The organism is Pelotomaculum isophthalicicum JI, assembly GCF_029478095.1.
GTDB lineage: Bacteria > Bacillota > Desulfotomaculia > Desulfotomaculales > Pelotomaculaceae > Pelotomaculum_D > Pelotomaculum_D isophthalicicum.
This window is the reverse complement of record NZ_JAKOAV010000006.1, coordinates 73932-98774: the sequence shown is the minus strand read 5'-3', so window position 1 is coordinate 98774 and position 24843 is coordinate 73932. Positions and strand designations below refer to the sequence as shown.

Below are 24843 nucleotides of genomic sequence, written 5' to 3'. Positions count from 1 at the left end.
TTTTTCTAAAGAGACAAACATGCTGCTAACGCAGCACCAGCAGAAGGATGAAAATAGAGCCGCATAGAATCTTTTTCTTTACGGCTGGCGAAGGGAGGTCGTGTTTTCTTGGTGCCACGAGCCCGTTAAATAGACAGACCCCAACGACCAGGTGCACCACAGATTGTTGCTCCCATCCGGGAAGCACGCAGGATAGAATAATCATTGATGGTTGTTGCACCAGCCCTTCAATTTAATTGCCGTAGAAGGAGCAATAGATGGAAGTCGTATACAGCCACTGCTGCGGCCTTGACGTTCACAAAAAGACTGTTGTAGCCTGTGTTATTATTCCTGAGGGAAAAGAGATTCGCACATTTTCAACGATGACGGATGACCTCATTTCCATGGTGGACTGGATAAAAGACAAAGGTTGTACTCATGTGGCAATGGAAAGCACCGGTTCGTTTTGGAAGCCCATTTTCAACCTGTTGGAACTGGAAGACATCCAGGCTTTGGTGGTCAATGCCAAGCATATGAAAAATGTCCCTGGGCGCAAAACCGATGTTAAAGATGCTGAATGGATTGCCGGTTTGCTCCGTCACGGCCTCTTGCAAGGCAGTTACATTCCTTGTTGGCTCAGCGCAGACTCAAGAATAAGAAGCCAGAATTGCAGCGGGCACTTAATGGTCTAATCGGGCACCACCAAAAGCTAATGCTTAAAACCCAACTGCGTCACATCGACTTTCTGGCAGACGAAATCAAACAACTAGACGAAGAGATTAAGGAGCGAATGCTCCCTTTTGACGAAGACCTGGAGTTGCTGGATACCATTCCCGGAGTGGGTCGGCGCACGGCTGAGCAAATTTTAGCCGAAATAGGAACCGATATGGACCAATTCCCTTCCGCTGCTCATATGTGTTCGTGGGCAGGGTTGTCTCCAGGAAACAATGAAAGCGCCGGAAAACGAAAGTCGGGACGAACGCGCAAGGGTAACAAGGAACTGAGAAGTGCGCTGGTAGAAGCAGCCAGGGCTGCTGGCCGAACTAAGAATACCTATTTGTCCAGTCAGTATCACCGTCTTGCTGCAAGACGTGGAAAGAACCGTGCCGCTGTTGCAGTTGCCCATAGTATTCTAACCATTGCCTACTACATTGTTAAGCGAAAGCAACCTTATATTGAGCTTGGTCCAACTTATTATGAAGAACGTAAGCGTGACACTGTCATCAGACAGTCCATTAAGAAACTGGAATCCCTTGGGTACAAGGTCACCGTTGAATCAGTAGCTTAGTTTTTTGTTTTATACCTTCATCCTTCTGTTTCCTGATTTCGTATTTTTTTATTATGAAGTTGGGTTGGTTTGTTATTGTTTTTTACAATTCGTTACGGTAGTTAATTTTCAGGATAGAATAAAAAATGGATGTTGAACTTGCTGTTGCGGTGGTTAGAGCAGAAGCCAACCTCACCTATCGGCTCTAATTCAGACATTAATAGAGTTCAATACACAGAAGATATGTAACTATTCTTGAAGATACAACTTGTCCAGTTTCTTGGGGTATGCCTTGCTCCGGATATACCACTATTTGAATGGCTTGAAGCTTTTAGCTCGTCCTGTCTACAGCCAATGATTGGCCGGCAAATGTAACTCGTTGATAAGAATAAATACTTAGTCGCTTAATCGTTGCTTTTGCCGATATTGCCTTATAGCGTTTTGGAGGTATTCAAGGTTCAGGGCTTTTTGAGTAATATTGTTTTATTAAAAAGAATTAATAATATTTTATCTATTACACCAACAAATTCATTTTTAATGAAACGCTAGTTTGAAAAGGAGCTATGGGCTCCTTAGCTTGAGTTTCATTTTTTGTGTAAACCGATAGTTTTAAAAGTGAATATCTTTGTAGTGAGCCCCTGCCTGGAATAACGGCGGGGGTTTTGAATTTTATAGATAATAGTAGATTATTGCTTAGGACATTAAACGCCGAACATGAGCCGTATTATATGCTCAAGGGGCGTCAACGACAAAGTTGTATATATAAAAACAGAAGTAAAAAGGAGCTAAATTATTGTATTGGTAATTATTGACCAAATATAGCTAAATATTAGGTTTGCTAAAATATGGTAGCATATAAATCACAAACAAGTGCAAAGGGGGTAAGAATAATGAGGACTGTTCTAAAATATAAGTCAGTGGGATTTAATAAAATTAAAACAATTTTTTTCACTGCCTTATTGCTGTCAATAGCTTTTTTATCCGGCGCGCTGGTTGAAAGATCAGATCATATCATACAAGACATATATGCGACTGCGCCGGTAGTGCTTGATGAAATAAAAACATTTTTACACGAACAGGTTATTATCAAAGTTAATTCAACAGCCGGTTATTTTAAGTGGGGATCAGTTATTACACTTTCAATTTTTGAACGCAGCTTGGCCAGCTTGATTAGAGGGCCCTAAAAAATATATTAGCGGAGGTGCATTCATTTGAGTGAAACTAAAATTGTTATAATTTCGAGAAAATGGCCGCAGGCAGTGATACAAAAGTTATGGCAGAAATTATATCTTTTGTGTGGAAAGGCCGTTGGTAAAAAAAACAACATTACAAAATGATTTGAGGTGGTGTGTCTTGATTGTGTGAAAAATATCCGGCACATTGAATATAAGGAGGAGAAAAACTTAAATTAATCCATAATCATTTGTGTGAAAAATGAGAATGTAAATTTTACGGCGAACGGGTCAGTTAAAAAGGTAAAGATGAGTTATTAACCTTGGTTTTAAAACCACGAAAGATCCGGCTGTAAAGTTTACCATATTATCTGAACTGATTACCCCGGTAAATTGCATTAGTTAGTTTATTTTGGTATAATTCCTACGTCGAAGAAAATAGGTAGAGGTGAGAGGTTTTGCCGTCATTAACAGGAAAAGTGATCCCGGTAAATATTAACGAAGAGATGAAGCATTCCTACCTGGATTATGCTATGAGCGTCGTAGTCGGAAGAGCGCTTCCTGATGTGCGCGACGGTTTGAAACCGGTTCACCGCCGTATTCTTTACGCGATGCACAATCTTGGTCTTTCGCCTGAAAAGCCGTACCGTAAATCAGCGTTTATCGTCGGGGATGTGCTGGGGAAATATCACCCTCACGGGGATCTGGCTGTATACGACGCTTTGGTGCGTATGGCGCAGGATTTTGCCGCCCGTTATCCAATGGTGGACGGACATGGCAACTTTGGGTCCGTCGACGGGGACTCGGCGGCGGCAATGCGTTATACGGAAGCGAGGCTGTCTAAGATTGCGACAGAAATGCTCTCCGATATTGAAAAAGAAACAGTCAGCTTCATTCCCAACTATGACGAAAAAACCGAAGAGCCGACTGTTCTGCCTTCCAGGATCCCTAATTTATTGGTCAATGGTTCCGCCGGCATCGCGGTGGGAATGGCGACCAATATCCCGCCTCATAATCTCGGTGAAGTAATCGACGGGGTAATCATGCTGATTGACGACCCGGATGTAAGTATAAAAGATCTGACAACAGCCATAAAAGGGCCGGATTTTCCCACCGGGGGAAAAATAATGGGCATGGAAGGTATTTGGAACGCTTACCGCACCGGCCGGGGCAGCATTAAAGTCCGCGCACAGGCGGTAATTGAAAAAAACAGCAATGGGAAAAGCAGTATTATTGTTAATGAAATACCATATCAGGTTAATAAAGCGCGCTTAATTGAAAAAATAGCCGAACTGGTAAAAGACAAGAAGCTGGAAGGGGTTGGCGACCTGCGGGATGAGTCGGACCGCAGGGGCATGCGTATTGTTATTGAACTAAAAAGGGATGCCAACCCACAGATAATTCTTAATCAGCTTTATAAACACAGCCAGATGCAAGAGAGTTTTGGCGTTATCATGCTGGCCCTCGTAGATGGGAAACCCCGGTATTTAAATCTGAAACAAGCTTTATTTTACTATCTTGAGCACCAGAAAGACGTAATTGTAAGGCGCACCCGCTTTGAGTTAAAAAAGGCGGAAGCGCGCGCGCATATTGTTGAAGGCCTGCGTATCGCCTTGTCCCATCTGGATGAGATAATCAAAATTATCAGGTCTTCCCGCACGACGGAAATCGCTAAAGCATCTTTAATGGAAAGATTTAATCTTTCCGAAAGACAAGCCGAAGCTATTGTTGAAATGCGTTTACGGCAACTGACCGGTTTGGAACGTGAGAAATTAGAGCAAGAATACAAAGAACTTATGGAAAAAATAAATTATCTCCGCTCAGTGCTTGCAGATGAGCGAAAAGTTTTAGACATTATCAAGAGTGAATTGTCCGCCATAAGGAAAAAATACGCCGACCCGCGGCGTACCAGCATATCGTATGAAGAAGTGTCTTTTGAAGAAGAAGATTTAATCCCGGAAGAAGAAGTTGTAATTACTATTACCAACCAGGGTTATGTTAAAAGAATACCGCTTGATACATACCGCAGCCAGCGCCGGGGCGGCCGCGGCGTAACCGCCATGGGCACTAAAGAGGAGGATTTTGTCAGGCATCTGTTCATAACTACGACACATCACTTTTTATTGTTCTTTACCAACCGCGGAAAGGTATACCGGCTTAAAGTGCACGAAATACCGGAGGCCGGCAGGCAGGCCAAAGGAACGGCGCTGGTGAACCTGATATACATCGAAAACAATGAAAAAGTGACGGCGGTTATCCCGGTGCGTGAGTTTAAACCGGATCAGTATTTATTTATGGTGACCAAGCGCGGAGTTGTTAAAAAAACTCAGTTGAATCATTACGATACCTCCCGCCGGGACGGAATTATCGCCCTTTCATTGGACGAGCAAGATGAATTAATTGACGTTAAATTAACCACCGGCAAAGAGGAAATCATTTTAGCGACTATGAATGGTCTGGCTATTCGTTTTTCAGAGCAGGAAGTACGCTTTACGGGTCGTGTTTCACGTGGAGTAAAAGGAATTTCTTTAAGGAAAAATGACGTAGTGGTAGGGATGGAGACTGTTCGTCCGGACTCCTATTTGCTTACCGTGACGGCCAACGGATTCGGCAAACGCACGCAAATATCCGAATATCGCCTGCAATCCCGCGGCGGCAAAGGGATCATCAATGTCAAAACAAGCGACAGGAATGGCCCGGTGGTTGCGGTTCAGGAAGTGAAAGGTGAAGAAGAAATAATGATGATTAGCGCGGAAGGAATTATTATTCGCCTGAGCGTCAGTGATATATCCGCCATGGGCCGCTCAACCCAGGGAGTGACCTTGATGCGCCTTGACCCGGGGGATTTAGTGGTGGCGGTTGCCAAGGTGTATATGGAAGATTGAAATTAAAGCAGCCTTTTCCATAACGGTTTCATGATGCAAACCGGCGATTAATATCACCGGTTCTTTTCATTTGTCAGAGGAAAGGGGACACACCTCCCTAACGGGCTTATATTTAGGGTCGGAGGAATGTCCCCGATTATAAGGGCGGAACATGGGATGCGTTGTATGTCCAATGGTCATACAATTGTTTTTATGATTTCGCTTTTATGTTTTAGCTTGACTATAAAAGGCCAAAATAGTAATTGGGAGTATTGTAAACAGGACACTTTTATATTATAATAATATCAAGGTCAGTCAAAGTCAAAGTATCTGCGGCACAGGGATGGTGACAATAATGAACAATATTTCCGACCTTATCGAGCGGTATCTAAAGAAAATGCTGGCGGAAAGCATTCAGGATTTTATTGAGGTCCAACGCAGTGAACTGGCGAACCGCTTTAACTGTGTGCCCTCGCAGATCAACTATGTATTGACGACCCGGTTTTCAACGGGGCGGGGGTATATCGTGGAGAGCAGGAGAGGCGGAGGCGGATTTATCAGGATTGTCAAGGTGCCCCTGGATCAGCGGGTGGATCTCATTCTTGATATCAGTAATATGATTGGCGATTCAATATCTCAAAACGAAGCCGCAGGTTTAATCCGGAGACTGCTGGAGGAGGAGTTGATCACCAAAAGAGAGGCGCGCTTAATGCTCTCAGCGATGGACGGCAGTATACTGCGTCTGAATTTACCTGCGCGTGACCAATTAAGGGCTATGATCTTAAAAGCGATGGTAGTAGCGGTATTGAGAGAATAAATGTTAAGGTGATATTTCGGAAAGCTTGAAGGGGGAGTCTAATTATGTTATGCGAGCGCTGCGGACAGCGTCCGGCGACGGTGCATATGACAGAAATAATAAACGCTCAAAAAAGTGAAACTCATCTTTGTGAAGTGTGTGCCAGGGAAATCCAGCCGCAGGGATTTGCTTTTGTACCGCAAATACACCTGCACAATTTCCTCGCCAGTCTATTAAATCATGAATTGGGCGGGGAGCAACGTGATCAAGCGGAGACAACCGGGAACAGATGCGAAAAATGCGGCGTTCCTGAAGAACAGATTGTCAAACAGGGACTTCTTGGCTGCGGCGACTGCTACCCTTTCTTTGAAGACAAGGTGCTTCCTCTGCTGCGAAGAATCCACGGCAGCACCAGGCATACGGGTAAAGTGCCTGAGCGCACCGGGGGACGCGCCCGTTTGGTGAAGGAGATAGACACCTTGAAGAGTCGTCTCAAAGAGGCGGTTAGCCGCGAGGATTTTGAACAGGCTGCTCAACTGCGCGACCAAATTCATCAACTGGAAAAGAGTATGAATGAGGGGGGGGAGGTTTGATGCCGCTGAAAAAGACAGTCAATGATTCCCACAGCAACTGGATGGATGGGGCCGGCCCGGAGTCGGACATTGCGATTAGCAGCCGGGTTAGAGTAGCTAGAAACCTTGCTGACATCCCTTTCCCGCATCTGTTGAATAATGCTAAGGCCGAAGATGTTATTCACGCGGTACGGCTGGCAGTTGAAGACAAGGAACTGGCAAGGCAAGCCGGCGTCCTTGAGATGAGCCTGTTAGGCGAATTGTCCCCGGTGGAAAGACAGATACTAGTAGATAAGCATTTGATCAGCCCGGATCTGATAAACAGTTTTGAGTGCAAGGCGGTTGTGTTGAGGGATGATGAAGTAATCAGCATTATGGTTAATGAGGAAGACCATTTACGGATTCAGTGCCTGCTTTCTGGTTTGCAGCTTAAAGAGGCATGGGATTTGATTAATCAGGTCGATGACGGATTGGAAAAAACGCTGGATTATGCTTTTTCCGAGCAGCTTGGCTACCTTACGGCATGTCCCACTAATGTAGGGACCGGAATGCGCGCTTCGGTCATGCTGCACTTGCCTGGCCTGGTCCTGGTAAAGCAGCTGAAAGGAGTGCTGAACGCTATCAGTAAAGTCGGCCTAACAGCACGGGGTCTTTTTGGAGAGGGTACTGAAGCGCTGGGAGATTTGTTTCAAATATCCAATCAAATTACCCTTGGGCAGACTGAGGAGGAGATCATCAGCAACCTTACCGCTGTTGTCCGGCAAATAATCTCCCAGGAAAAGGCCACTCGCGCGGCCCTTTATAAAGATAGGCGGGATTTTGTCGAGGACCGTGTTTATCGTGCTTACGGCATCTTGAAAAACGCGCATATTCTGTCTTCTGAAGAGGCGATGCGTTTATTTTCCGATTTGCGGCTGGGCATAGAAATGAATCTTCTGTCGGGTATACCGGCTAAACTGTTAAATGAACTAATGGTCAGAATAAGGCCGGCCTTCTTAATCAAGTTGGCCGGGCGGGAGATGTCCGCCCACCAGAGGGATGTTTTCAGGGCGGAGTTAATCAGGAATGAGTTTAAAGAATTTGATTGTTAATTGGAGGTGATTGGCGTGTTCGGAAGATTTACCGAGCGGGCGCAAAAAGCGTTATATTTTGCCCGGGAAGAAGCGAAAAATTCAGGCTATCCGTATGTTGGGACTGAGCACCTGCTGCTTGGCCTGATCCGCGAAGGTGAGGGTGTGGCGGCTAAAGTGCTGGATGCGGTTGGCCTTGATGCGGATAAAGTACGGTCGGCGGTAGCGCAAATAGTGGAAGCCGCCAAAGGGTCGGCGACGGGTGAACCGGCGCTTACCCCACGCACAAAACGGGTGTTGGAGCTGTCGGTGGATGAAGCCAGGCGCATGGGGCACAATTATATTGGCACAGAGCATTTGTTGCTGGGGTTGGTCCGCGAAGGAGAAGGCGTAGCGGCCCATATCCTGAACGCATACGGCGCTGACGGCAACAAGGTCCGTGCCATGGTAGTCAACATGCTGGGCGGGCAGTCAGGCGCCGCCGCTGAAGGGGGACAGCCGGCCGGCAACGCGAAGGACGGCGGAACGCGCACATTGGAACAGTACGGGCGCGACTTGACTGTTTTGGCCAAGGAAGACAAACTCGACCCGGTAGTCGGCAGGGAAAAAGAAATAGAAAGGGTAATCCAGATCTTAAGCAGGCGCACGAAAAACAACCCGGTGCTGATTGGCGAACCGGGCGTGGGTAAAACCGCCGTGGCCGAGGGACTGGCCCAACGGATAAACGCCGGAAACATACCGGAAGTGTTGGAAAATAAACGAGTGGTAACCCTTGATATGGGCTCACTGGTGGCAGGGACCAAGTACCGGGGTGAGTTTGAAGAGCGGTTGAAAAAAATTGTTGATGAGATTCGCCAGTCCGGCAATGTCATCCTGTTTATCGATGAACTGCATACCATGGTTGGAGCGGGCGCTGCCGAAGGGGCCATAGACGCGGCGAACATTTTAAAGCCCGCGCTGGCCAGGGGAGAGTTGCAGTGCATTGGCGCGACCACGCTGGATGAGTACCGCAAGTATATTGAAAAAGACGCCGCCCTGGAGCGCCGTTTCCAGCCGATTACCGTCGAGGAACCGACAGTTGAGGAAACCATTCAAATTCTGCACGGTCTGAGGGATAAATACGAGGCCCACCACCGCGTCAGGATTACTGATACCGCGCTGGAAGCGGCCGCCAAGATATCGAGCCGTTATATTACCGACCGCTTTCTACCTGACAAAGCCATTGACCTGGTGGACGAAGCCGGTTCAAAAGTAAGGTTGCAGGCTTTTACCGCGCCGCCGGATTTAAAAGAACTGGAAAAGAAATTGGAAGTGCTGCAAAAAGAAAAAGAAGCGGCGGTCAATGGCCAGGAATTTGAAAAAGCGGCGGAAATAAGGGATCAGGAGAAGAAAATCCGGAATGAGCTCGACCAGCTCCGGGAGTCGTGGAAACAGCGCAAGGGCGGGCCGGAACTGGTAGTGGACGAAGATGTCATCGCCCAGATTGCCGCCAACTGGACCGGTATTCCGGTAAAGAAGCTAGCCGAGGGGGAATCGGAAAGGCTTCTGAAAATGGAAGAAATATTGCACCAGCGGGTAATCGGGCAGGATGAAGCCATCCTGGCCGTATCACGGGCGGTGCGGCGCGCCCGCGCCGGGCTGAAGGACCCGAAACGCCCCATTGGCTCGTTTATTTTCCTCGGCCCTACCGGGGTTGGCAAAACCGAGTTGGCCAGGGCGCTGGCGGAGGTCTTGTTTGGCGACGAGGACGCCATGGTGCGCATTGACATGTCGGAGTACATGGAAAAATTCGCGGTGTCCCGCCTGGTTGGAGCGCCTCCCGGCTATGTGGGTTACGAAGAAGGCGGCCAGTTGACCGAAGCGGTGCGGCGGCGGCCATATTCGGTAGTCCTGCTGGACGAAATTGAAAAAGCCCACCCGGATGTTTTCAATATTCTGCTGCAGGTGCTGGAAGACGGCCGGTTGACCGACTCCAAGGGGCGCAAGGTGGATTTTCGCAATACGGTGATTATTATGACGTCCAACGTCGGCGTTCAGATGATCAAGCGCGAGTCGGTTCTCGGTTTCCGTACCGGTGACCAGCGCGAGGCAAACTATGAGAATATGAAGAGCAAGGTAACTGAAGAACTGAGGCGCACTTTCCGCCCCGAGTTTCTCAACCGGATTGATGAAATTATCGTTTTCCACGCCTTGAGCGCTGAACACATCAGGGAAATTGTCAACTTGATGCTTAAGGAAGTTGCTGAAAGGATGAAGGAAAACGAGGTTGAGATAGATGTGACCGAGACTGTCAAAGACTTGCTGGCCAAGGAAGGCTTTGACGAGGAGTACGGCGCCAGGCCGCTGCGCCGGGCGATCCTGCGCCTGGTGGAAGACCGGCTTTCCGAAGAAATCCTCAAGGGGACCTTCAAGCGGGGCAACCGGGTGTTGCTTGATAAAGGCGACAATAATGAGATTACCGTTAAAATCGCATAAATATAGCACTATAATACAGGCCTGCCGCCCGTTGGGGAACGGCAGGTTTTTTTTCCGTAGTTAAGCTAATGTGAATTTGCTCTCATTTTTTATCTGATGATTTTGGCAATATCCATTTTTGCATAAATGATTCTGCGTATCTCCACTTCAAGTTCAGTTACTACATAGAAAACCAGATAGTTTTTTACTGGCAATATCCTGTATTCACCTTCTAATGGTTGTGCAGGTTGATATAGCCTGCATGAATATGGGAATTGTGCAAGCCTTGATATGGAAGCATCCAGAGCGTCAAGCAAATCCGTAGCGGCCTTTGGCGCTTTAAGCATACCGGTGATATAATCCGTAATATCTCTTAAATCCTTCAATGCCAAAGGTATATATTTTATCTTATGCATTATCACCATCCACTCTGTCGGCAAGTCTTCCCCTTAAATCCGAAAACACTTCTTCATGTGAAAACCTTTTATCCGTTGACTTTGCTTCCAATTCTGCCTCCTTCAGCTTAAAATAAATTTCACTTTCGAATAATTTGCGTTCATAGGTTTCTATACTCATTACAACCATATCGCCATAACCATTCTTGGTTAAGAATACCGGTTCTGCCGTCTCATGTACTACCCTTGAGATGTCAGCAAAATTGTTCCGCAAATCAGAGACTGGTCTAATATGTGGCATATCCTCACCCTCTATTATTTTTAGCATAATTTTATCGTAATTATGCTAAATAATCAACTCCGTCTTCCTACGAAAGCCCTTGTTATTATACTTAGGACCTCTGAGGATGGCCTAATTATATTCATCCGATAGATTCAATGAAAAATTTTTCTCTATATAGAAGGATATAGAAGGAAATAAGCATCAAGGCAAAGAAGATCCAAGTTTGGTTAAATAGTCATAATTGCAGGTCGAAATGGGGATTATTTGTGAAAATATCTACAGTTGATCGGAATACCGGCAGAAAATACAAGCCATCTGCTTTAAAAGCGGGAGGCGGCAAAGACTTTTCCAGTACCCTGGATATGGCTAAAAGGGAACAGCGGAAGCTTGAAGAGATGCTGGATAAAATAAAAGCAGCGGGAGATAAATTAAAGAGGACAAAAAGCAAAGTTGACGTGATCGAATATAAAGAACAAGTACAAGAATACCTGACTTTTGTACTGAATAATTATTACAGGGTCAAACAGGATTACGGATTGGGCCGGTTGCTGATTAGAATTGAGATAATAAATAAAAAAATTGAAGAATTGACTGCCTCCCTGCTGGAGCAACAGAAAGCAAACTTTGAGATCGTCGGTAAAATTGATGAGATAGCGGGACTCTTGCTGGATTTGTATAATTAGCCGAACAAGATACGCAGAATAACTGTCACGACCTGACTTGTTCAGTATCTATCAGGTTCAGCCACTTTTCCATGTGGTCATGCAGGACCGCCCGGATTTGTTCCAACTCGCTCTGTCGTTGCTGACAGGCTTGGTAATCATGATATACTTCAGGTTGCTCCAGTTCTTTTTCCAGGCGGGAAATCAACTCTTCCTGATGGGCGATGGACTGTTCCAGGTTCGCAATTTCACGCTGGTGTTTGCGTTTTTTCCTCTCCTCCTCTTTCTTTTGATAATATTGTATCTTTTCCCCGGTGTCTGCGGAACGCTCCGGCTTAGCTGGACCGGACTTCGCTGTTCCTTGCAGGCGGGTTTTTTTATTCAGGTAGTAATCATAATTCCCTTGGTAACTGATTACGTCGCCGAGGGATAACTCCAGTGCCCGGGAGGCCACTTTGTTAATAAAATACCGGTCGTGGGAGATAAAAAGAATAGTGCCCGGGTAATCGGCCAGGGCGTCTTCCAGCGCTTCTTTACCCGGCAGGTCGAGGTGGTTTGTCGGTTCGTCCAGGAGAAGAAAGTTCGCCTTGCGCAGCATTAAAGCGGCCAGGGCAAGGCGGGATTTCTCACCGCCGCTTAAGCCCGCCACACTCTTATTTACATCGTCACCGCTGAACAAAAAACCGCCCAGCGCTTTGCGAATGTCCAGCTCATTCATGTGCGGGAACTGGTCCCACAATTCATGCAGCACATCCTTGTCCCGGTGCAACCCTTGCTGCTCCTGCTCGTAGTAGCCTATTTGCACCAAGCTTCCTTGCCGGATACTTCCCCCCAGAGGCGGGAGCAAACCGGTGATGGTTTTTAGCAGGGTGGATTTGCCGGCGCCGTTGGGGCCGATCAACACTACCCGCTCCCCCTTGTTAATCTCAAAATTCAACCCCCTGGCCAGCACAGTACCGGGATAACCAATGGTCAAATCGCGCGCCTTAAGCACTTCCCGCCCGCTTGGCCGGGCAACATAAAAAGAAACGTTTACCCTGCGTTCTTTCTCCGGCCCGGGTCACCCGCTCCATTTTTTCGAGTGTTTTTAGACGGCTTTGAGCGCGTCTGGTTGTATCCTTGGCGGCGATATTCCGCCTCACGAATTCCTCCGTGCGGGCGATCTCCTCTTGCTGTTTTTTATAGGCTTTAAGCTGCTGTTCTTGCATTTCCTTTTTTTGCCGGATAAAGCCGGTGTAATTCCCTGTGTACCGGGTAATTCCGCCGTTGTCCAGGTCATAAATCACCTTCGTCAGGGTGTCCAGGAAGTAGCGGTCATGGGATACTACAAGCACAGCCCCGCGGTACGACTGGAGGTATTGTTCCAGCCAGGTCAGGTTGTCCATGTCCAGGTAATTGGTTGGTTCATCCAGTATTAATATATCCGGCGCCCCAAGCAGACAGCGGGCAAGGGCCAGGCGGGTCTTCTGGCCGCCGCTCAGTATATTCACCGGAGTGTTGTAGTCCATATCTCTGAAGTTAAGCCCGTGCAGCACACCACGAATGTTAGCTTCGTATTCAAATCCGCCTTTATTCTCGAAGTCAGCGGAAAGACTGTCATAGTCCCGTAGCAGTTGCCGGTATTGTTTGCCGTCTGCCATCACGGTCGGGTCTCCCATGCGCTTCTCCATTTCTCTGAGTTGCTGCTCCAACCCAATTAAATGGGTAAACGCTGAAAGCATTTCGTGCCAGATACTCTGCCCTGATTCCAGACCGCCGTCTTGCGCCATGTATGAAACCGATATGTCTTTCGCCTTGATTACTTCTCCGGCATCCGGTGACAGTGCGCCGGTGATTATTTTTAAAAGGGTGGATTTGCCAGCCCCATTGACACCTACAATACCTGCGCGCTCCCCTTCCTGAATGATTAAGTTCACGTTATTTAGCACCCGGCGGGCGCCAAAAGATTTGGCTATACGGACAGCCTGCAACAGGATCAAGTGAAATCACCTCTTTTACCTATCCAGTTTACAATAACGGGGAGTGAGATTACAAGCGTGCGGCACAGGCTTATATATTAAAATCTAAGGAAATTTGTTAAAATAAGGTGACAGTAAATTTTAATTTTAAAATTAATAAGAAACAACTAGAATATAAATTAAAAAAGGTAGAGGAAATTAATATGCAACAGAAATTCACTGTTAAAACCCGCAATCGTGAGGAGCTTATTGATATTACAGATGAAGTGAAAAAAATCTTAGCCGGGTCAGATATAAAAAACGGAATCGTGAATGTATACGTGCGTGGCGCGACAGCGGCGATAATGATTCAGGAGAATTGGGATGAAAGTGTTCAAAACGATGTGGTAAATTTATTGAGGAGATTAATACCGAGAGGCGTTTGGGAACATGATCGACAAGATGGCAATGGAGACGCGCACTTGAAATCCGGTTTGATTAGTCCGAGTGAAACTATTCCTATTATTGACGGGGAAATTGGGCTATCTACCTGGCAGAATATTTTCCTTTGTGAATTCGACGGGCCGCGTCCGAGCAGAGAAATCGTTATTACCATTATCGGCGCTTAACTCCCGGCCAGGCATCAATTTAGCAGTCTTTTTTCATGAAAATACTTAAGGCCGGAAAATATTTGAAGCTGCAATAATGTTGGAAGGACATGAATCATTTTAAGAAACAACTTGAAAGTTGAGTTAAGAAACTCGGGTCCAAAGGTATTTTAGCTGGTGGGAGGGTTTGTATTATTGGGACATTAATCCATTTGTTTCATTTTAAACAATTAGGATATGCCGGGATTTACTTGTCTTTGGCTTTGGGTATCCTCGGAGTGCCTATACCTGACGAAGCGTTGATGACATATCTTGGTTATGTAATAAATTCCGGCAAGCTAAATTATAGCTATGCATTCATTCTTTCTTTCTTGGGAAGTTTAACGGGTATGACCTTAAGCTATTTAATAGGCAAAGGTATCTTAAGCAGGTTTGAACATAAATTTGAAGAAAGGTTTAACCTTAAAGAAAAACGTATTAATTTAGAAAAAATACTCGCAAGATTTGGTAATATAATTATTGTTTTTGGCTATTATTTTCCAGGTATTCGCCACCTTGTGGCATATACGTGCGGAATGCTGAAAATGAACTATGTTAAATTTCTCATATATTCGTCAATAGGAGCTTTTATTTGGGTGAATTCTTTTATCTTATTGGGATATTACCTGGGAGATGATTGGAAAAAGATATTATATTTCTCGCTGCATTACAAGAATGTAATAGCCATAACAGCTATCGCTGTTTTAGTCATGTTGATATGTTATTATATAAAAAAACAAGTTAAAGATAATAATACAGGATAGTTCATTAAACTATTCTGGAGGGAGTTTGAACATGAAGCGCGACATTTGTGTTGTTGGAATTCTGGTAGATGAAAGGGCGAACAACGCCCCGGAAGTGCAGCAAGTGCTGACCAGGCACGGATCGCAAATATTAAGCCGCAGCGGTATTCCCGGCCCCGGCCGCCAAAGAGGTATTATCACCCTGACTATGCAGGCAAACGATAATGAGAGGCAAAAGCTGGAGGATGACTTGAAGAGAATCGGCGGGATATCTGTTAAGTCATTTTGCCTGGCAGACGCTGTGGAGTAGTGGTAAAATAACCTGGCAAGCCAGGTTATTCAGGAAATATTAAAACGGTATCCGGTACCCCATATTGTTTCAATATAATCAGGATTGGACGGGTCTTTTTCTATTTTTTCGCGAACTCTTCTAATATGAACGGCAACCGTGGCAATATCCCCCAGATTATCGAACCCCCAGATCTTTTCAAAAATCTGTTCCTTGCTGAATACCCGGTCAGGGTTCTCAGCCAAAAAAACCAACAGATCAAATTCCTTGGTGGTAAGCTGAATTTCCTGGCCGTTAAGGTAAACACGCCGGGAAATTTTATTGATTGCCAGCCCCTTGATTTTTAGTTCCTCGGGACGATCAACAACTGTTTGATTAACCAGACGGTTATAACGGGCAAGATGGGATTTGACTCTAGCTACCAGTTCGGCGGGACTGAAAGGTTTGGTCATATAATCGTCAGCACCTAACCCCAGTCCTCTGATTTTATCAATATCTTCTTTCTTGGCTGAGACAATTATTATGGGTATATTGATCCGGTCGCGGATTGTCCGGCAGATCTCAAAACCGTCTAATTCGGGCAGCATGACATCCAGTATGATAATGGCGTAGTTTCCTTGCAGGGCGCGCTGCAGTCCAGTCCGGCCGTTTAGCTCGATGTCTGCTTCAAACCCGTCTATTTCCAGATAATCTCTTTCCAATTCCGCGATACTTTGTTCGTCTTCAATAATTAATACTTTTTTCATGTTTTTTTATCTCCTCTTAAGCAAAGCACACCAGTTCTATTTGTTTTTAAAATAGGCGGCTTTTATTAAGGTGAAAAAAATACTTGTCCCCAAATCTTCAGTGCTCTCCGCCCAAATTCTTCCCTGATGAGCTTCGATAATCTCCCTCGCAATGGATAGACCGATCCCACCGCCTCCGGTTGTCCGGTTTCTTGAACTATCTACCCGGTAAAACCGATTAAAGATCAAAGGGAGTTTATCTGCCGGAATACCGGAACCGTTATCCCTTATTTCAATTAAGGCTGAACTTTCTTCTTCTTTCAAAATTATTTTTATTTCCTTTTCTTGCTTGTTTAAATGCTTTTTGGCGTTTTCCACGATGTTATGAATGACTCTGATTAACCTCTGACGGTCAGCCATAATTAAATCATTGCTTTTATAATGGGACTCAAATTTAAGGATGATATTATTTTCAGATAAATCAAAATTCAATTCTTCTCTGGCATCCTCAAGGTATCTGTTAATTTCTATACATTCAAATGAAAAAGGGAGTTGTTTTATGTCCAGTTTGGAAAAAAGGGCTAAATCATTTGCTAATCGCTCCATTTCCACAGCGTGAGCAATAATGGTCCGGAGATATTTCCCTACTTTTTCCGGATTATTGGCCACACCTTCAATAATGCCTTGAGCGTAACCTTTTATTGCGGTAATTGGTGTTTTAAGGTCATGGGATATATTTGATATCAATTCTTTTCTGCTTTTTTCATATTGCGTGTTGAGTTCTTGTGATTGCTTTAGCTTTAGCCGCATCTCTTCAAAGTCCTGATATAATTCTCCTATTTCGTTATTAACCGGATAGCTAATGGGGTAATCCAGGTTTCCATGTTGAATTTCCTTTGCTGCCTTTTTAACCAAGTTTAAAGGCTCGATTAAGCTTTTATACAAAAGGTAGGTTAAATAACTGTTAGTCAGAAAAATACAAATAATGAAGATAAAAAAAACCCACTTCACATAAGCGATATGGTCGGCAGGTGACGCCTCCCAAGGAGGTATTCTGTTCATGAAGAGGTAGATTTGGCCGGTTGTCCCGTCACTGAAAGAGAAAGCCCGGCATCTTACTATATAATCTTTTGTCGTTGCTGAAACCCATTTTCCAGTAACATCTTGTTGGATAAACTTGGATAAATTAGGTTTAATTTTTTCTGTGTTAACTGGAACAGAATTATATATAAAATCTCCATTGCACTGGACCATAACCCCCATATTGAGAGAAGAAATCTTTTCGTTGAATTGCGCCAAGTAAAATGGATCTTTGAAATAATCCGGTTTATTGACCAGCGTATTCTCAAGTTCATCCATAAAACCTGTGGTTTCCCGCATTGTTTCCTCTTGGGCGGCCTCTATGATCTGAATTTGGTGATCCTTTTCATAATTAATGCGAATAAGACTGGCCGATAGTATCGAGAGGAGGAGAGGAACGGTAACCATAATTATACAAGAACCCCATATTTTTGTTTTCAAGGACATCTTTTTATCTCCTCTGGACTTGCCGCAGAAAAATCGTTTCTTTAAATTATTATAAATCCAAATTATAAATTGCTTTAAAATAGTTCTTTAAATTTTTATAAAAATAGAATTCGAAATTTTTATATGGATTTTCAATTTTTTTAAGAAAATTTTTCAATTTGGTTTAGGTCCAGTTTATTTCACTTTTTTATAATGTTAAAGATTGCAATAGGTGATTTTTAGAAAGATGAAGGGAGAGAAAATAGATTTGAAACGATCAACGATCTTGGTATTGGTTTTGTTATTATCTGCTTTTTTTAGTGGATGTGGGAGCAAGCAGCCCGACGGCGGCGAAAACCCCGCCGTCGCGGTTGAGGTGGTGAGTGTGAGCAGGACAGATATAAATAAGATTTATGATGCTTCCGGGCAGATTAAGGCATCGGCGGAAGCAACCATCGCTCCTAAAGTTACGGGCCGGGTTGCCGGGGTCAACGTGAAGTTGGGCGACCGGGTGGAAAAGGGGCAGGTTCTTTTCCGGATTGAGGATAAGGAGGCACGAAACCAACTGATTCAGTCGCAAGCTGACCTGGGCATCGCCCAGGTAAGTTACGATACCGCGGTGCAGGCTTTAAAGGATGCCCAGTCCAATTACAACCGCACCAATACCCTTTATGAAAGCGGCGCCGTGTCAAAAAACGATTTGGAACAGGCGACAACCAAACTGGTCAATGCCAAGCTCAGCCTGGAACAGGCCCGGCAGCAGATTGACAAGTTGCAGGTGACTATCAGCACCACCCAGGACAATTTAAACGACTATACGGTTACGGCGCCGCTTGGCGGCCTCATAGGCGCGATTAAGGTGGAGACCGGAGAAATGGTCAGCAGCCAGACGGACGCCGCCGTCATCGTCAGCATCGATACAGTCAAGGTAGAGGCCTCGGTACCGGAAAGTGTGGTGAACGCCATTAAAACGGGAGGCAAGGTCCCGGTAGCTATCGACTCTTTACATAAGTCCGTGGAAGGAACAGTGACCGCGATAGCCCCCAAAGCCGACTCGACCACCATGGGTTACCCGGTGGAAATCGCCGTAGCCAATCCAGCCGGGGAAATAAAGCCGGGGATGACGGTGAAAATCAACCTTTCTACAGGGACTTTGCAAAATGTAATTACTATTCCGGTGGATGCGGTTATTGAAAAGGGTGGACAGCATGTTGTCTATGTTGTGGAAAATAACCAAGCCAAAGAAATTTATGTCGAAACGGGAGTGTCCAATGAATCCCAAGCCGAAATCACCAAAGGCTTGGAGGAAGGACAGATTGTCGTAGTCCAGGGCAACCGCCTTCTTTCTGACGGGCAGAAGGTAAAAGTAATTACAAGGCAGGAAGGTGGTTCCAAGTGAAAATAGCAGATTTCTCCGTAGAACGGCCGGTTGCCATCTCGATGCTCATCCTCACGGTGGTGTTCATTGGCCTTTATTCCTTGCCAAACCTGGGCGTTGCTCTTATGCCAAATATGAATATACCAGTGGCAATTATCACCACCAGCTATCAAGGCGCAGCCCCGGCCGAGGTGGAAAAATTGGTCACAAAACCAATTGAATCCGCAGTGAGTTCGGTCAGCGGCGTCAAAAAAATCAGTTCAACCTCTTCTAGCGGAAACTCCATGGTGGCGGTGCAATTTAACTACGGGATCAAGGTTGATGACAAGGTAAATGATTTGCGGGATAAAGTGGACTCGGTGAGAAACTCGTTGCCGGATGACGCCGGCAGTCCCAGAATTATGAAAATTGACCCCAACTCCCAGTCCATCATGACCTATTCTCTTTCCGGAGCCAGTCTTACCAAGATGAAAGAAATTGCGGAGGATACCATCCAGCCTGCTCTGGAGCGGGTTGAGGGAGTCAGTTCAGTTTCGATCAGCGGAGGCAAGGAGCGGGAGATTCAAGTCAGGCTGGATCAAACCAAAATGGATGCCTATGGACTGACCATACAGCAGGTGTCACAGTCAATCTCCGGTGATGATATTACCGGGACGGCGGGTACGCTGGTCAAAGGCTCCAGGGAAATCAGCATCAGGGTCGTAAACGAATTCAACAATTTGGATGCCGTCAAGAACGTGCAGATCAGCGTTCCCGGATCATCGAAAAACCATATCCTGCTGTCGGATATCGCGGACGTGAGAGATGATTTCAAGAAAGACAGCACTCTCACTTATGTTGACGGGAATGCGTCACTCAGTCTTGAAGTCATGAAAACTTCGGATGGAAACACTGTGCAGGTGGCTAAAAAGGTAAGCGAGGAAGTCGCCGTTTTGAGTAAAAACCTTCCCGCCGGTGTGCAGATTAACCTGGTCAGCGACACCTCCACCACCATCAACGACACCATTAAAAGTGTTGAGGAACACGGCGTTTTGGGAGGGAGCCTGGCGGTAATTATTCTTTTTTTGTTCCTGCGCAACGCCCGTAGTACCGCGGTTGTGGCAATTTCTCTGCCGGTCGCCTTGATCGGAACTTTTTCCGCCATGTATTTTGCTGGTATAACGATTAATATGTTCTCCCTGGGGGGGTTGATGCTGGGCCTTGGTTCTCTTGTCGACTTTGCCATTGTGGTGCTGGAAAGCATCTATAGGAAGAGGCAGGAGGGCTTTGACATAATCAACGCGTCCAAAGTAGGAACGGCTGAGGTGGGAATTGCAGTAATGGCTTCGGCAGCTTCGCAAATCGTGGTCTTTATGCCGGTTGTATTTGTCAGCGGTATAGCCAGCATGATTTTCAAGCCCCTAGCGCTTACAGTTAGCTTTTCCCACGCCTGCGCACTCTTTTCCGCTTTGACGCTGGTCCCCATGATGTCCTCCAGAATGTTAAAAACTGTTCCGGCGCCGGAACAGTTTGAGTATCAAAAAGGCGTCAAGAACCCGGTCATTATTTTCGGGTACGGACTGCAAAAGCTTACTTCTTTTTACAAAACTATTCTCAATTGGGCTTTAGGTAACCGTAAAAAAGTGGTGGCCTGCACCGTGCTCATGTTATTCGCCAGTCTGGGGTGTATCCCGCTGATTGGGATGGAGTTTATATCTTCAATGGACGAAAGAGGGGTTAACGTTAAAATTGAAATGCCCACGGGGACAAGTTTGGAGGCGACCCGTAAAAAGGCCATGGAAGTTGATGCGCTGGCCCAAAAGGCGTTGGGCGACGGTATTAAAAAAGGATATATCACGGTCGGCGGCGGAAGCAGGTCCTTTTTAGGTATTTCAGAAAATAATAACGCAAATGTCAAGTATAAGCTAAAATCCACAGATGAATACAAACTAACGGCAAGCGAGGCGGCGGAAAAAGTGCGTCAATCCTTAAGCGATACTGCCGGAGGCACCATCACGGTGACTGTTGAAAGCGGTGCCATGGGAATGTCCAGCAGCGCGGTCGATGTGATTATCAGGGGCAACGATCTGGATGTTCTTGCAGAGCTGGGGAATAAAGCGGTGGATATAGTCAAAGGAGTTTCAGGCACCAGGAACGTGTCAAATTCGTTGTCCAGCAACGTTCAGGTGCAAGTGGTGGTTGACCGTGAGAAAGCGGCGCGTTACGGGCTTTCCGCAAGCCAGGTTCTTTCGGTGATAAAAACCGCCTTCGGAGGGGCGACGGTAGGCAGCCTGCATACCGGGGATAACACGGTGGACATTACGTTAAAGTACTCCAGTGAATTCACCCAGACGGAAAGCAGTCTTGCGAGCCTGGCTCTGGTCGCCTCTTCCGGGGCGAAGGTATCGGTGGGTGATGTGGCCAGCATCACCATTAAAAATTCACCCAAAGAGATTAGCCGCTCCAATCAAAACCGGGAAGTCGAAATTACCGCTGATGTAACCGGAAGAGCTTCCGGAAGTGTTAATAGCGAGGTTCAGGAAAAACTGGCGAAAATGTCGTTGCCTCAGGGCTATACCATCGACTTTAGCGGCGAGCGGCAAAATATGAATGAATCCTTCAGCGCGCTGGGCATGGCGCTCATACTGGCGATTGTCCTGGTCTTCATGGTGATGGCGGCACAGTTTGAATCTTTGTTCCAGCCTTTCATTATTATGTTCTCCTTGCCGCCCACATTTATCGGAGCTGTGATCGGACTGGGGCTCACCGGCACCCGCTTGAGCGTTATGAGCCTGATTGGGGCGATCATGCTGGTGGGTATCGTGCTCAATAACGCCATCGTGTTGGTTGACTATATCAATACCCTGCGCAAGCGGGGACTTGAGCGCGACGAAGCAATCAAGCAGGCTGGACCGATCCGTCTGCGGCCAATTCTGATGACGGCGCTGTGTACAGTGTTGGCCTTGATGCCCATGGCTCTTGGGGGCGGCTCAGGTAATGAATTGATGAAACCGATGGCTATTGTCATCGCCTTTGGGTTATCTTTTTCAACCCTCATCACCCTGGTTCTGGTGCCTGTAGTGTATGCTATTTTTGACGACTTAATGGAAAGAATGAGAAAACGCTTTTCAATTATTCTTGGGAGGATAAAAAAAATCTTTGTTAAACCAAACTATAACCATTCAGGTGTATAAATCATCTTCATATCCCGTTTTGCCGTGAATGCAACGAAAGGAACGGCTGTAATAATGCAAAATAGCTTGGAAATGCGCGATAAAAAAATAAGTATGGCAAACCTGTTCAATCCGCTATACTCAGTTTATCCAGGCAGGTGTTGCTGTTTATACCATTGTTATTAATCCTGCCAAAATTTTGGGGAATCAACGGGGTTTGGAGAACGGCGCCAATAGCTGACGGCATCTCCGTATTGTTGACGGCCGTTTTTATTCTCTTTGAAATGAAATACCTCCCCAAGAATCAACCAATTAGTGGCACAGGTTGAATAGAATAAACCCATAAGCTTGCCGCAGCGGTAAACTTATGGGTTAAGTCGCGCTTTTTGAGGTTGAGGTTTTGTTTTCTATGCCGGTGGAGGGGCGTCTTTACGGTCGTTGTCCTCTGATGGCGTAATAACGGTTTCTTCTAGAGGTTCTTTGGTGGCGTCCTTTTTATCGGCAGGCTGCTCCTGGGAAGAGGGTTCTTCCGGGGCGGCGCTTTTATCTTGGTTTCTAGTCAAATCGTCATGAAAATTGCTTGCCTGATCATCGGGTTTGGGATCGGTTTTTTTGTCCTTCTTCACCTTTTTGTTGATGCTGGTGCTCAATTCCTTTGTTTTTTGGACTGTGGTATCCCAGAGTTGGCCGGTGGATTCCCGGATATTTTTGACTGTTTCCTGCAGCCCGCCTTCAAGTTTAAAGATATTTTCGAGACCTTCATCTGTTATTATCGTTACATCTTTGCCAAGTGTGCGCACGTGGGCAATATCAAGGAAAGCACGACCTTTTATCACACTGTTGAGCAAGTTTCCCGAGAACTCCAGCCCGGCAATAGCGCCTGTTTCCAGATCCACATAAAATTCATCCACGTATCCCAGCACTGTCCCGTTTTCCGCCACAATCTTTGAACCGATGACACCTACTTTATCCTTTAGCAATCTTACTATTTCTGAAAGGTTGCTCGCCTTTTCCACGCAGGTGTTTTTTTCGATGGTGATGGCGTCGCTGCCAACACTGTGCACTTTATGATAAGGGATAAAGCGCTGCTCTTTGAACCAGCCTTTTTGTTCAATGATCAATGCCGCCACTTTTTTATTGGCGGGATCTACTATTAATCCTTTCACAGTGCCGATCTGCTGGCCCTCTTCCAGGCTTATTACCGACAAAGAGGCAAATCGTTTACTCTTTTTCATTTGTGACACCTCAATTCCCCGAAAATTTTCTTGTCTAAACCATATTCACGGATCAGAATGATTATGACAAAAAAAGGGAATAATTATAATAAATATTCAGGTATTCAGTAGTCAGTAGTCAGGAGTCAGAATAATTGACAATAAAGTTTGCTCAGGATAGAGTGGCGCTTGCCGTTAGGGCGATTTTTAGTACGGCAATGGGTAACTTTTTAACTAGAAGTTTTTTAGTAATGCCATTGCAGCCAAACTTGTTTGTATTATTAATCGCCTAAGGATAAGCAAAGGAACTATTTGAGGCGCTTTGTGCACATTCTCTTATTATTACTCCTGACTACTGACTCCTGACTACTGACAAGAATGCTCTTTCATCCATAATCACACCGGGTTACAATAAAGTGAGATTTGGGTGTGGGGGGCTTTAGTCATGAAATTGATTGTCGGCCTGGGTAACCCGGGCAGTGAATACGCCAAAACAAGACATAATATTGGTTTCATGGTCGTCGACCGCCTGGCTCCGGTACTGGGCGTAACTGTCGGGAAAAAATTGTTTAAGGCGCTGGTTGGCCAGGGGCAAATAAATGGGGAAAGGGTTGTTTTAGCCAAGCCGCAAACCTATATGAATTTAAGTGGTGACGCGGTAGGCGCTTTGCTGAATTGGTTTAAGTTGACAGCTTCAGACCTGCTGGTCATCTATGACGATTTGGACCTGAGGTGCGGAAAACTGCGGTTGCGGCCCGGCGGCGGTTCAGGGGGGCATAGAGGAATGCAATCGATTATCCGGGCAATTGGCACAGATAGCTTCCCCAGAGTAAGAGTTGGCATCGGCAGGCCGCCGGAGCCCGGGTATGAAACTATAGATTATGTTTTAGGGCATTTTAGCGATGAAGAGGCAGCGGTATTGGAGGAAGCGCTTGGCCTGGCGTCTGATGCCGCCATCTGCGCCGTGCGCGAGGGTATTGAGCCGGCCATGAATCTTTTCAATAGAAGGTGAGCGCATCTCTGGATTTCAATGGAGAATCTAATCCTGTACTGTTGTCTCTAGCGGTCTCATTATTTGCAGCCTTGCTGGCCTGGCAATTGAACCGCATAAAGGTGTACTTGCCCGGTCCGAACATAATATACTATGCACCCCTGGTGGAGGAACTTTCCAAAACCGTTCCGGCAGTTTTAACCGGCGCCTCTTTATTTTTTACACATGCGTTTTTCGGCGTGATTGAAGCGGCCTGGGAGATGTTTACGCTGCGGCGTAATGGTCTATACGCGGGATTGGCGGCGCTGGCCAGCCATTCGATTTTTGGGTTAATCACTGTTTTGGCATACGAGCGTTATGGAGCGGCGGCACCCGCGCTTTTCGCCGGGTACCTGGCCCATGCGGCCTGGAATGGCACTGTGACATATTTGGTAAATAATAACTAATATTATTAAGAAGGGAATCATATTGACCTTGCTGTTTGTTTGCGAGTGTTGCGACGCGGTTGCCGGACAGCTGCATTTGCCAGGCTTTATACCCACTGGCGGCGGCTTGACGGGCAGTGCGCGGCAAGATATAATAACGGTAAATACTGTTTGTGATGACTGCCGTGAAACAATATTTGCCGGATACGACAAGACCTTCTATAGCCAGCCTGTTATTAACTGATAGATCTACTTTTTAAAGTATCGGGACAAAGGGTTAGAGCTTTAGCCATGGGTATGCTAAAGCTCTTTTTGTGATGAT

Annotated in this window: 23 protein-coding genes and 2 pseudogenes; 18 read left to right on the top strand and 7 right to left on the bottom strand. The window is 46.0% G+C overall.

Annotation, left to right across the window (positions count from 1 at the left end; genetic code table 11):
• Window positions 1-257 precede the first annotated feature (257 nt).
• The 7 genes and pseudogenes from L7E55_RS17860 to L7E55_RS05055 all read left to right on the top strand — a co-directional run bounded on the left by L7E55_RS17860 (window position 258) and on the right by L7E55_RS05055 (window position 10195).
• Window positions 258-1267 (top strand): annotated as a pseudogene (locus L7E55_RS17860) (IS110 family RNA-guided transposase).
• 869 nt (window positions 1268-2136) lie between these two features.
• Entirely contained in the window at window positions 2137-2430 is a 294-nt protein-coding gene (locus L7E55_RS05080; protein WP_277442978.1) for a hypothetical protein, read from the top strand.
• 446 nt (window positions 2431-2876) lie between these two features.
• Window positions 2877-5303, top strand: coding sequence for a DNA gyrase subunit A (gene gyrA / locus L7E55_RS05075; RefSeq protein WP_277442977.1), 2427 nt, complete (start codon window positions 2877-2879; stop codon window positions 5301-5303).
• Between the two features lie 334 nt (window positions 5304-5637).
• On the top strand, window positions 5638-6099 hold the full coding sequence (locus L7E55_RS05070) for a CtsR family transcriptional regulator (RefSeq protein WP_277442975.1): 462 nt from the start codon (window positions 5638-5640) through the stop codon (window positions 6097-6099).
• Window positions 6100-6143: 44 nt separating this feature from the next.
• Window positions 6144-6671 carry a UvrB/UvrC motif-containing protein gene (locus L7E55_RS05065; RefSeq protein ID WP_277442974.1) on the top strand — a complete coding sequence of 176 codons (528 nt, stop codon included), beginning with the start codon at window positions 6144-6146 and terminating at the stop codon, window positions 6669-6671.
• Entirely contained in the window at window positions 6671-7741 is a 1071-nt protein-coding gene (locus L7E55_RS05060) for a protein arginine kinase (protein WP_277442973.1), read from the top strand. The genes L7E55_RS05065 and L7E55_RS05060 overlap by 1 nt, the downstream gene beginning before the upstream one ends.
• A gap of 15 nt (window positions 7742-7756) precedes the next feature.
• The gene (locus tag L7E55_RS05055) at window positions 7757-10195 is read left to right on the top strand and encodes an ATP-dependent Clp protease ATP-binding subunit (protein ID WP_277442972.1); all 2439 of its coding nucleotides are present in this window, start codon (window positions 7757-7759) and stop codon (window positions 10193-10195) included.
• An 89-nt stretch (window positions 10196-10284) separates the two neighbouring features.
• On the opposite strand, the gene L7E55_RS05050 is transcribed toward L7E55_RS05055, so the two are convergent.
• Both L7E55_RS05050 and L7E55_RS05045 read right to left on the bottom strand, forming a co-directional pair.
• Complete coding sequence (locus L7E55_RS05050; RefSeq protein WP_277442971.1) at window positions 10285-10590, bottom strand: type II toxin-antitoxin system RelE/ParE family toxin; 306 nt, start codon at window positions 10588-10590, stop codon at window positions 10285-10287.
• Window positions 10583-10870, bottom strand: coding sequence for a type II toxin-antitoxin system Phd/YefM family antitoxin (locus tag L7E55_RS05045; RefSeq protein WP_277442969.1), 288 nt, complete (start codon window positions 10868-10870; stop codon window positions 10583-10585). The genes L7E55_RS05050 and L7E55_RS05045 overlap by 8 nt, the downstream gene beginning before the upstream one ends.
• 248 nt (window positions 10871-11118) lie before the next feature.
• On the opposite strand from L7E55_RS05045, the gene L7E55_RS05040 reads away from it, so the two are divergent.
• Window positions 11119-11535, top strand: a complete 417-nt coding sequence (locus tag L7E55_RS05040; protein ID WP_277442968.1) for a YaaR family protein — start codon at window positions 11119-11121, stop codon at window positions 11533-11535.
• A 25-nt stretch (window positions 11536-11560) separates the two neighbouring features.
• On the opposite strand, the gene L7E55_RS05035 is transcribed toward L7E55_RS05040, so the two are convergent.
• Together L7E55_RS05035 and L7E55_RS05030 are read right to left on the bottom strand one after the other, a co-directional pair.
• Entirely contained in the window at window positions 11561-12508 is a 948-nt protein-coding gene (locus L7E55_RS05035; RefSeq protein WP_277442966.1) for an ATP-binding cassette domain-containing protein, read from the bottom strand.
• Window positions 12501-13493: an ABC-F family ATP-binding cassette domain-containing protein gene (locus L7E55_RS05030; RefSeq protein ID WP_277442965.1), complete on the bottom strand. Its 993-nt coding sequence runs from the start codon at window positions 13491-13493 to the stop codon at window positions 12501-12503. The genes L7E55_RS05035 and L7E55_RS05030 overlap by 8 nt, the downstream gene beginning before the upstream one ends.
• Before the next feature lie 182 nt (window positions 13494-13675).
• Here L7E55_RS05030 and L7E55_RS05025 point away from each other — a divergent pair, with 182 nt between their 5' ends.
• From L7E55_RS05025 to L7E55_RS05015, 3 genes are all read left to right on the top strand, one after another.
• Window positions 13676-14080: a secondary thiamine-phosphate synthase enzyme YjbQ gene (locus L7E55_RS05025; protein WP_277442964.1), complete on the top strand. Its 405-nt coding sequence runs from the start codon at window positions 13676-13678 to the stop codon at window positions 14078-14080.
• A gap of 236 nt (window positions 14081-14316) precedes the next feature.
• Window positions 14317-14862: a DedA family protein gene (locus L7E55_RS05020; RefSeq protein ID WP_277442963.1), complete on the top strand. Its 546-nt coding sequence runs from the start codon at window positions 14317-14319 to the stop codon at window positions 14860-14862.
• Window positions 14863-14893: 31 nt separating this feature from the next.
• Window positions 14894-15151 carry a TM1266 family iron-only hydrogenase system putative regulator gene (locus tag L7E55_RS05015; protein WP_277442962.1) on the top strand — a complete coding sequence of 86 codons (258 nt, stop codon included), beginning with the start codon at window positions 14894-14896 and terminating at the stop codon, window positions 15149-15151.
• A 29-nt stretch (window positions 15152-15180) separates the two neighbouring features.
• Here L7E55_RS05015 and L7E55_RS05010 read toward each other — a convergent pair whose 3' ends face one another.
• Together L7E55_RS05010 and L7E55_RS05005 are read right to left on the bottom strand one after the other, a co-directional pair.
• Window positions 15181-15876 (bottom strand): response regulator transcription factor, encoded by a 696-nt coding sequence (locus L7E55_RS05010; RefSeq protein WP_277442961.1) that lies wholly within the window; start codon window positions 15874-15876, stop codon window positions 15181-15183.
• A gap of 36 nt (window positions 15877-15912) precedes the next feature.
• Window positions 15913-17382: a HAMP domain-containing sensor histidine kinase gene (locus L7E55_RS05005; protein ID WP_277442960.1), complete on the bottom strand. Its 1470-nt coding sequence runs from the start codon at window positions 17380-17382 to the stop codon at window positions 15913-15915.
• Between the two features lie 247 nt (window positions 17383-17629).
• On the opposite strand from L7E55_RS05005, the gene L7E55_RS05000 reads away from it, so the two are divergent.
• The 3 genes and pseudogenes from L7E55_RS05000 to L7E55_RS04990 all read left to right on the top strand — a co-directional run.
• Window positions 17630-18760 (top strand): efflux RND transporter periplasmic adaptor subunit, encoded by a 1131-nt coding sequence (locus tag L7E55_RS05000; RefSeq protein WP_277442959.1) that lies wholly within the window; start codon window positions 17630-17632, stop codon window positions 18758-18760.
• Complete coding sequence (locus L7E55_RS04995; RefSeq protein WP_277442958.1) at window positions 18757-21912, top strand: efflux RND transporter permease subunit; 3156 nt, start codon at window positions 18757-18759, stop codon at window positions 21910-21912. The genes L7E55_RS05000 and L7E55_RS04995 overlap by 4 nt, the downstream gene beginning before the upstream one ends.
• Window positions 21913-22007: 95 nt before the next feature.
• Window positions 22008-22220 (top strand): annotated as a pseudogene (locus L7E55_RS04990) (MATE family efflux transporter); the annotation flags it as partial.
• Window positions 22221-22298: 78 nt separating this feature from the next.
• Here the strand turns inward: L7E55_RS04990 and L7E55_RS04985 are convergent.
• Window positions 22299-23126 (bottom strand): PRC-barrel domain-containing protein, encoded by an 828-nt coding sequence (locus L7E55_RS04985; protein WP_277442957.1) that lies wholly within the window; start codon window positions 23124-23126, stop codon window positions 22299-22301.
• A gap of 134 nt (window positions 23127-23260) precedes the next feature.
• On the opposite strand from L7E55_RS04985, the gene L7E55_RS04980 reads away from it, so the two are divergent.
• The 4 genes from L7E55_RS04980 (at window position 23261) to L7E55_RS04965 (ending at window position 24765) form a co-directional block, all read left to right on the top strand.
• A complete protein-coding gene (locus tag L7E55_RS04980; RefSeq protein WP_277442956.1) occupies window positions 23261-23398 on the top strand; it encodes a hypothetical protein in 138 nt (45 codons plus the stop codon).
• A 152-nt stretch (window positions 23399-23550) separates the two neighbouring features.
• Complete coding sequence (gene pth, locus L7E55_RS04975; RefSeq protein ID WP_277442955.1) at window positions 23551-24117, top strand: aminoacyl-tRNA hydrolase; 567 nt, start codon at window positions 23551-23553, stop codon at window positions 24115-24117.
• 86 nt (window positions 24118-24203) lie between these two features.
• Window positions 24204-24542, top strand: coding sequence for a hypothetical protein (locus L7E55_RS04970; RefSeq protein ID WP_277442954.1), 339 nt, complete (start codon window positions 24204-24206; stop codon window positions 24540-24542).
• A gap of 22 nt (window positions 24543-24564) precedes the next feature.
• Window positions 24565-24765: a hypothetical protein gene (locus L7E55_RS04965; protein WP_277442953.1), complete on the top strand. Its 201-nt coding sequence runs from the start codon at window positions 24565-24567 to the stop codon at window positions 24763-24765.
• Window positions 24766-24843: the final 78 nt, after the last annotated feature.

Coding starts and splice junctions, on each gene's coding strand:
- L7E55_RS05080 (WP_277442978.1), top strand. CDS start 2,137: ATGAGGACTGTTCTAAAATATAAGTCAGTGGGATTTAATAAAATTAAA.
- L7E55_RS05070 (WP_277442975.1), top strand. CDS start 5,638: ATGAACAATATTTCCGACCTTATCGAGCGGTATCTAAAGAAAATGCTG.
- L7E55_RS05065 (WP_277442974.1), top strand. CDS start 6,144: ATGTTATGCGAGCGCTGCGGACAGCGTCCGGCGACGGTGCATATGACA.
- L7E55_RS05060 (WP_277442973.1), top strand. CDS start 6,671: ATGCCGCTGAAAAAGACAGTCAATGATTCCCACAGCAACTGGATGGAT.
- L7E55_RS05050 (WP_277442971.1), bottom strand. CDS start 10,590: ATGCATAAGATAAAATATATACCTTTGGCATTGAAGGATTTAAGAGAT.
- L7E55_RS05045 (WP_277442969.1), bottom strand. CDS start 10,870: ATGCCACATATTAGACCAGTCTCTGATTTGCGGAACAATTTTGCTGAC.
- L7E55_RS05025 (WP_277442964.1), top strand. CDS start 13,676: ATGCAACAGAAATTCACTGTTAAAACCCGCAATCGTGAGGAGCTTATT.
- L7E55_RS05015 (WP_277442962.1), top strand. CDS start 14,894: ATGAAGCGCGACATTTGTGTTGTTGGAATTCTGGTAGATGAAAGGGCG.
- L7E55_RS05010 (WP_277442961.1), bottom strand. CDS start 15,876: ATGAAAAAAGTATTAATTATTGAAGACGAACAAAGTATCGCGGAATTG.
- L7E55_RS05005 (WP_277442960.1), bottom strand. CDS start 17,382: ATGTCCTTGAAAACAAAAATATGGGGTTCTTGTATAATTATGGTTACC.
- L7E55_RS04985 (WP_277442957.1), bottom strand. CDS start 23,126: ATGAAAAAGAGTAAACGATTTGCCTCTTTGTCGGTAATAAGCCTGGAA.
- pth (WP_277442955.1), top strand. CDS start 23,551: ATGAAATTGATTGTCGGCCTGGGTAACCCGGGCAGTGAATACGCCAAA.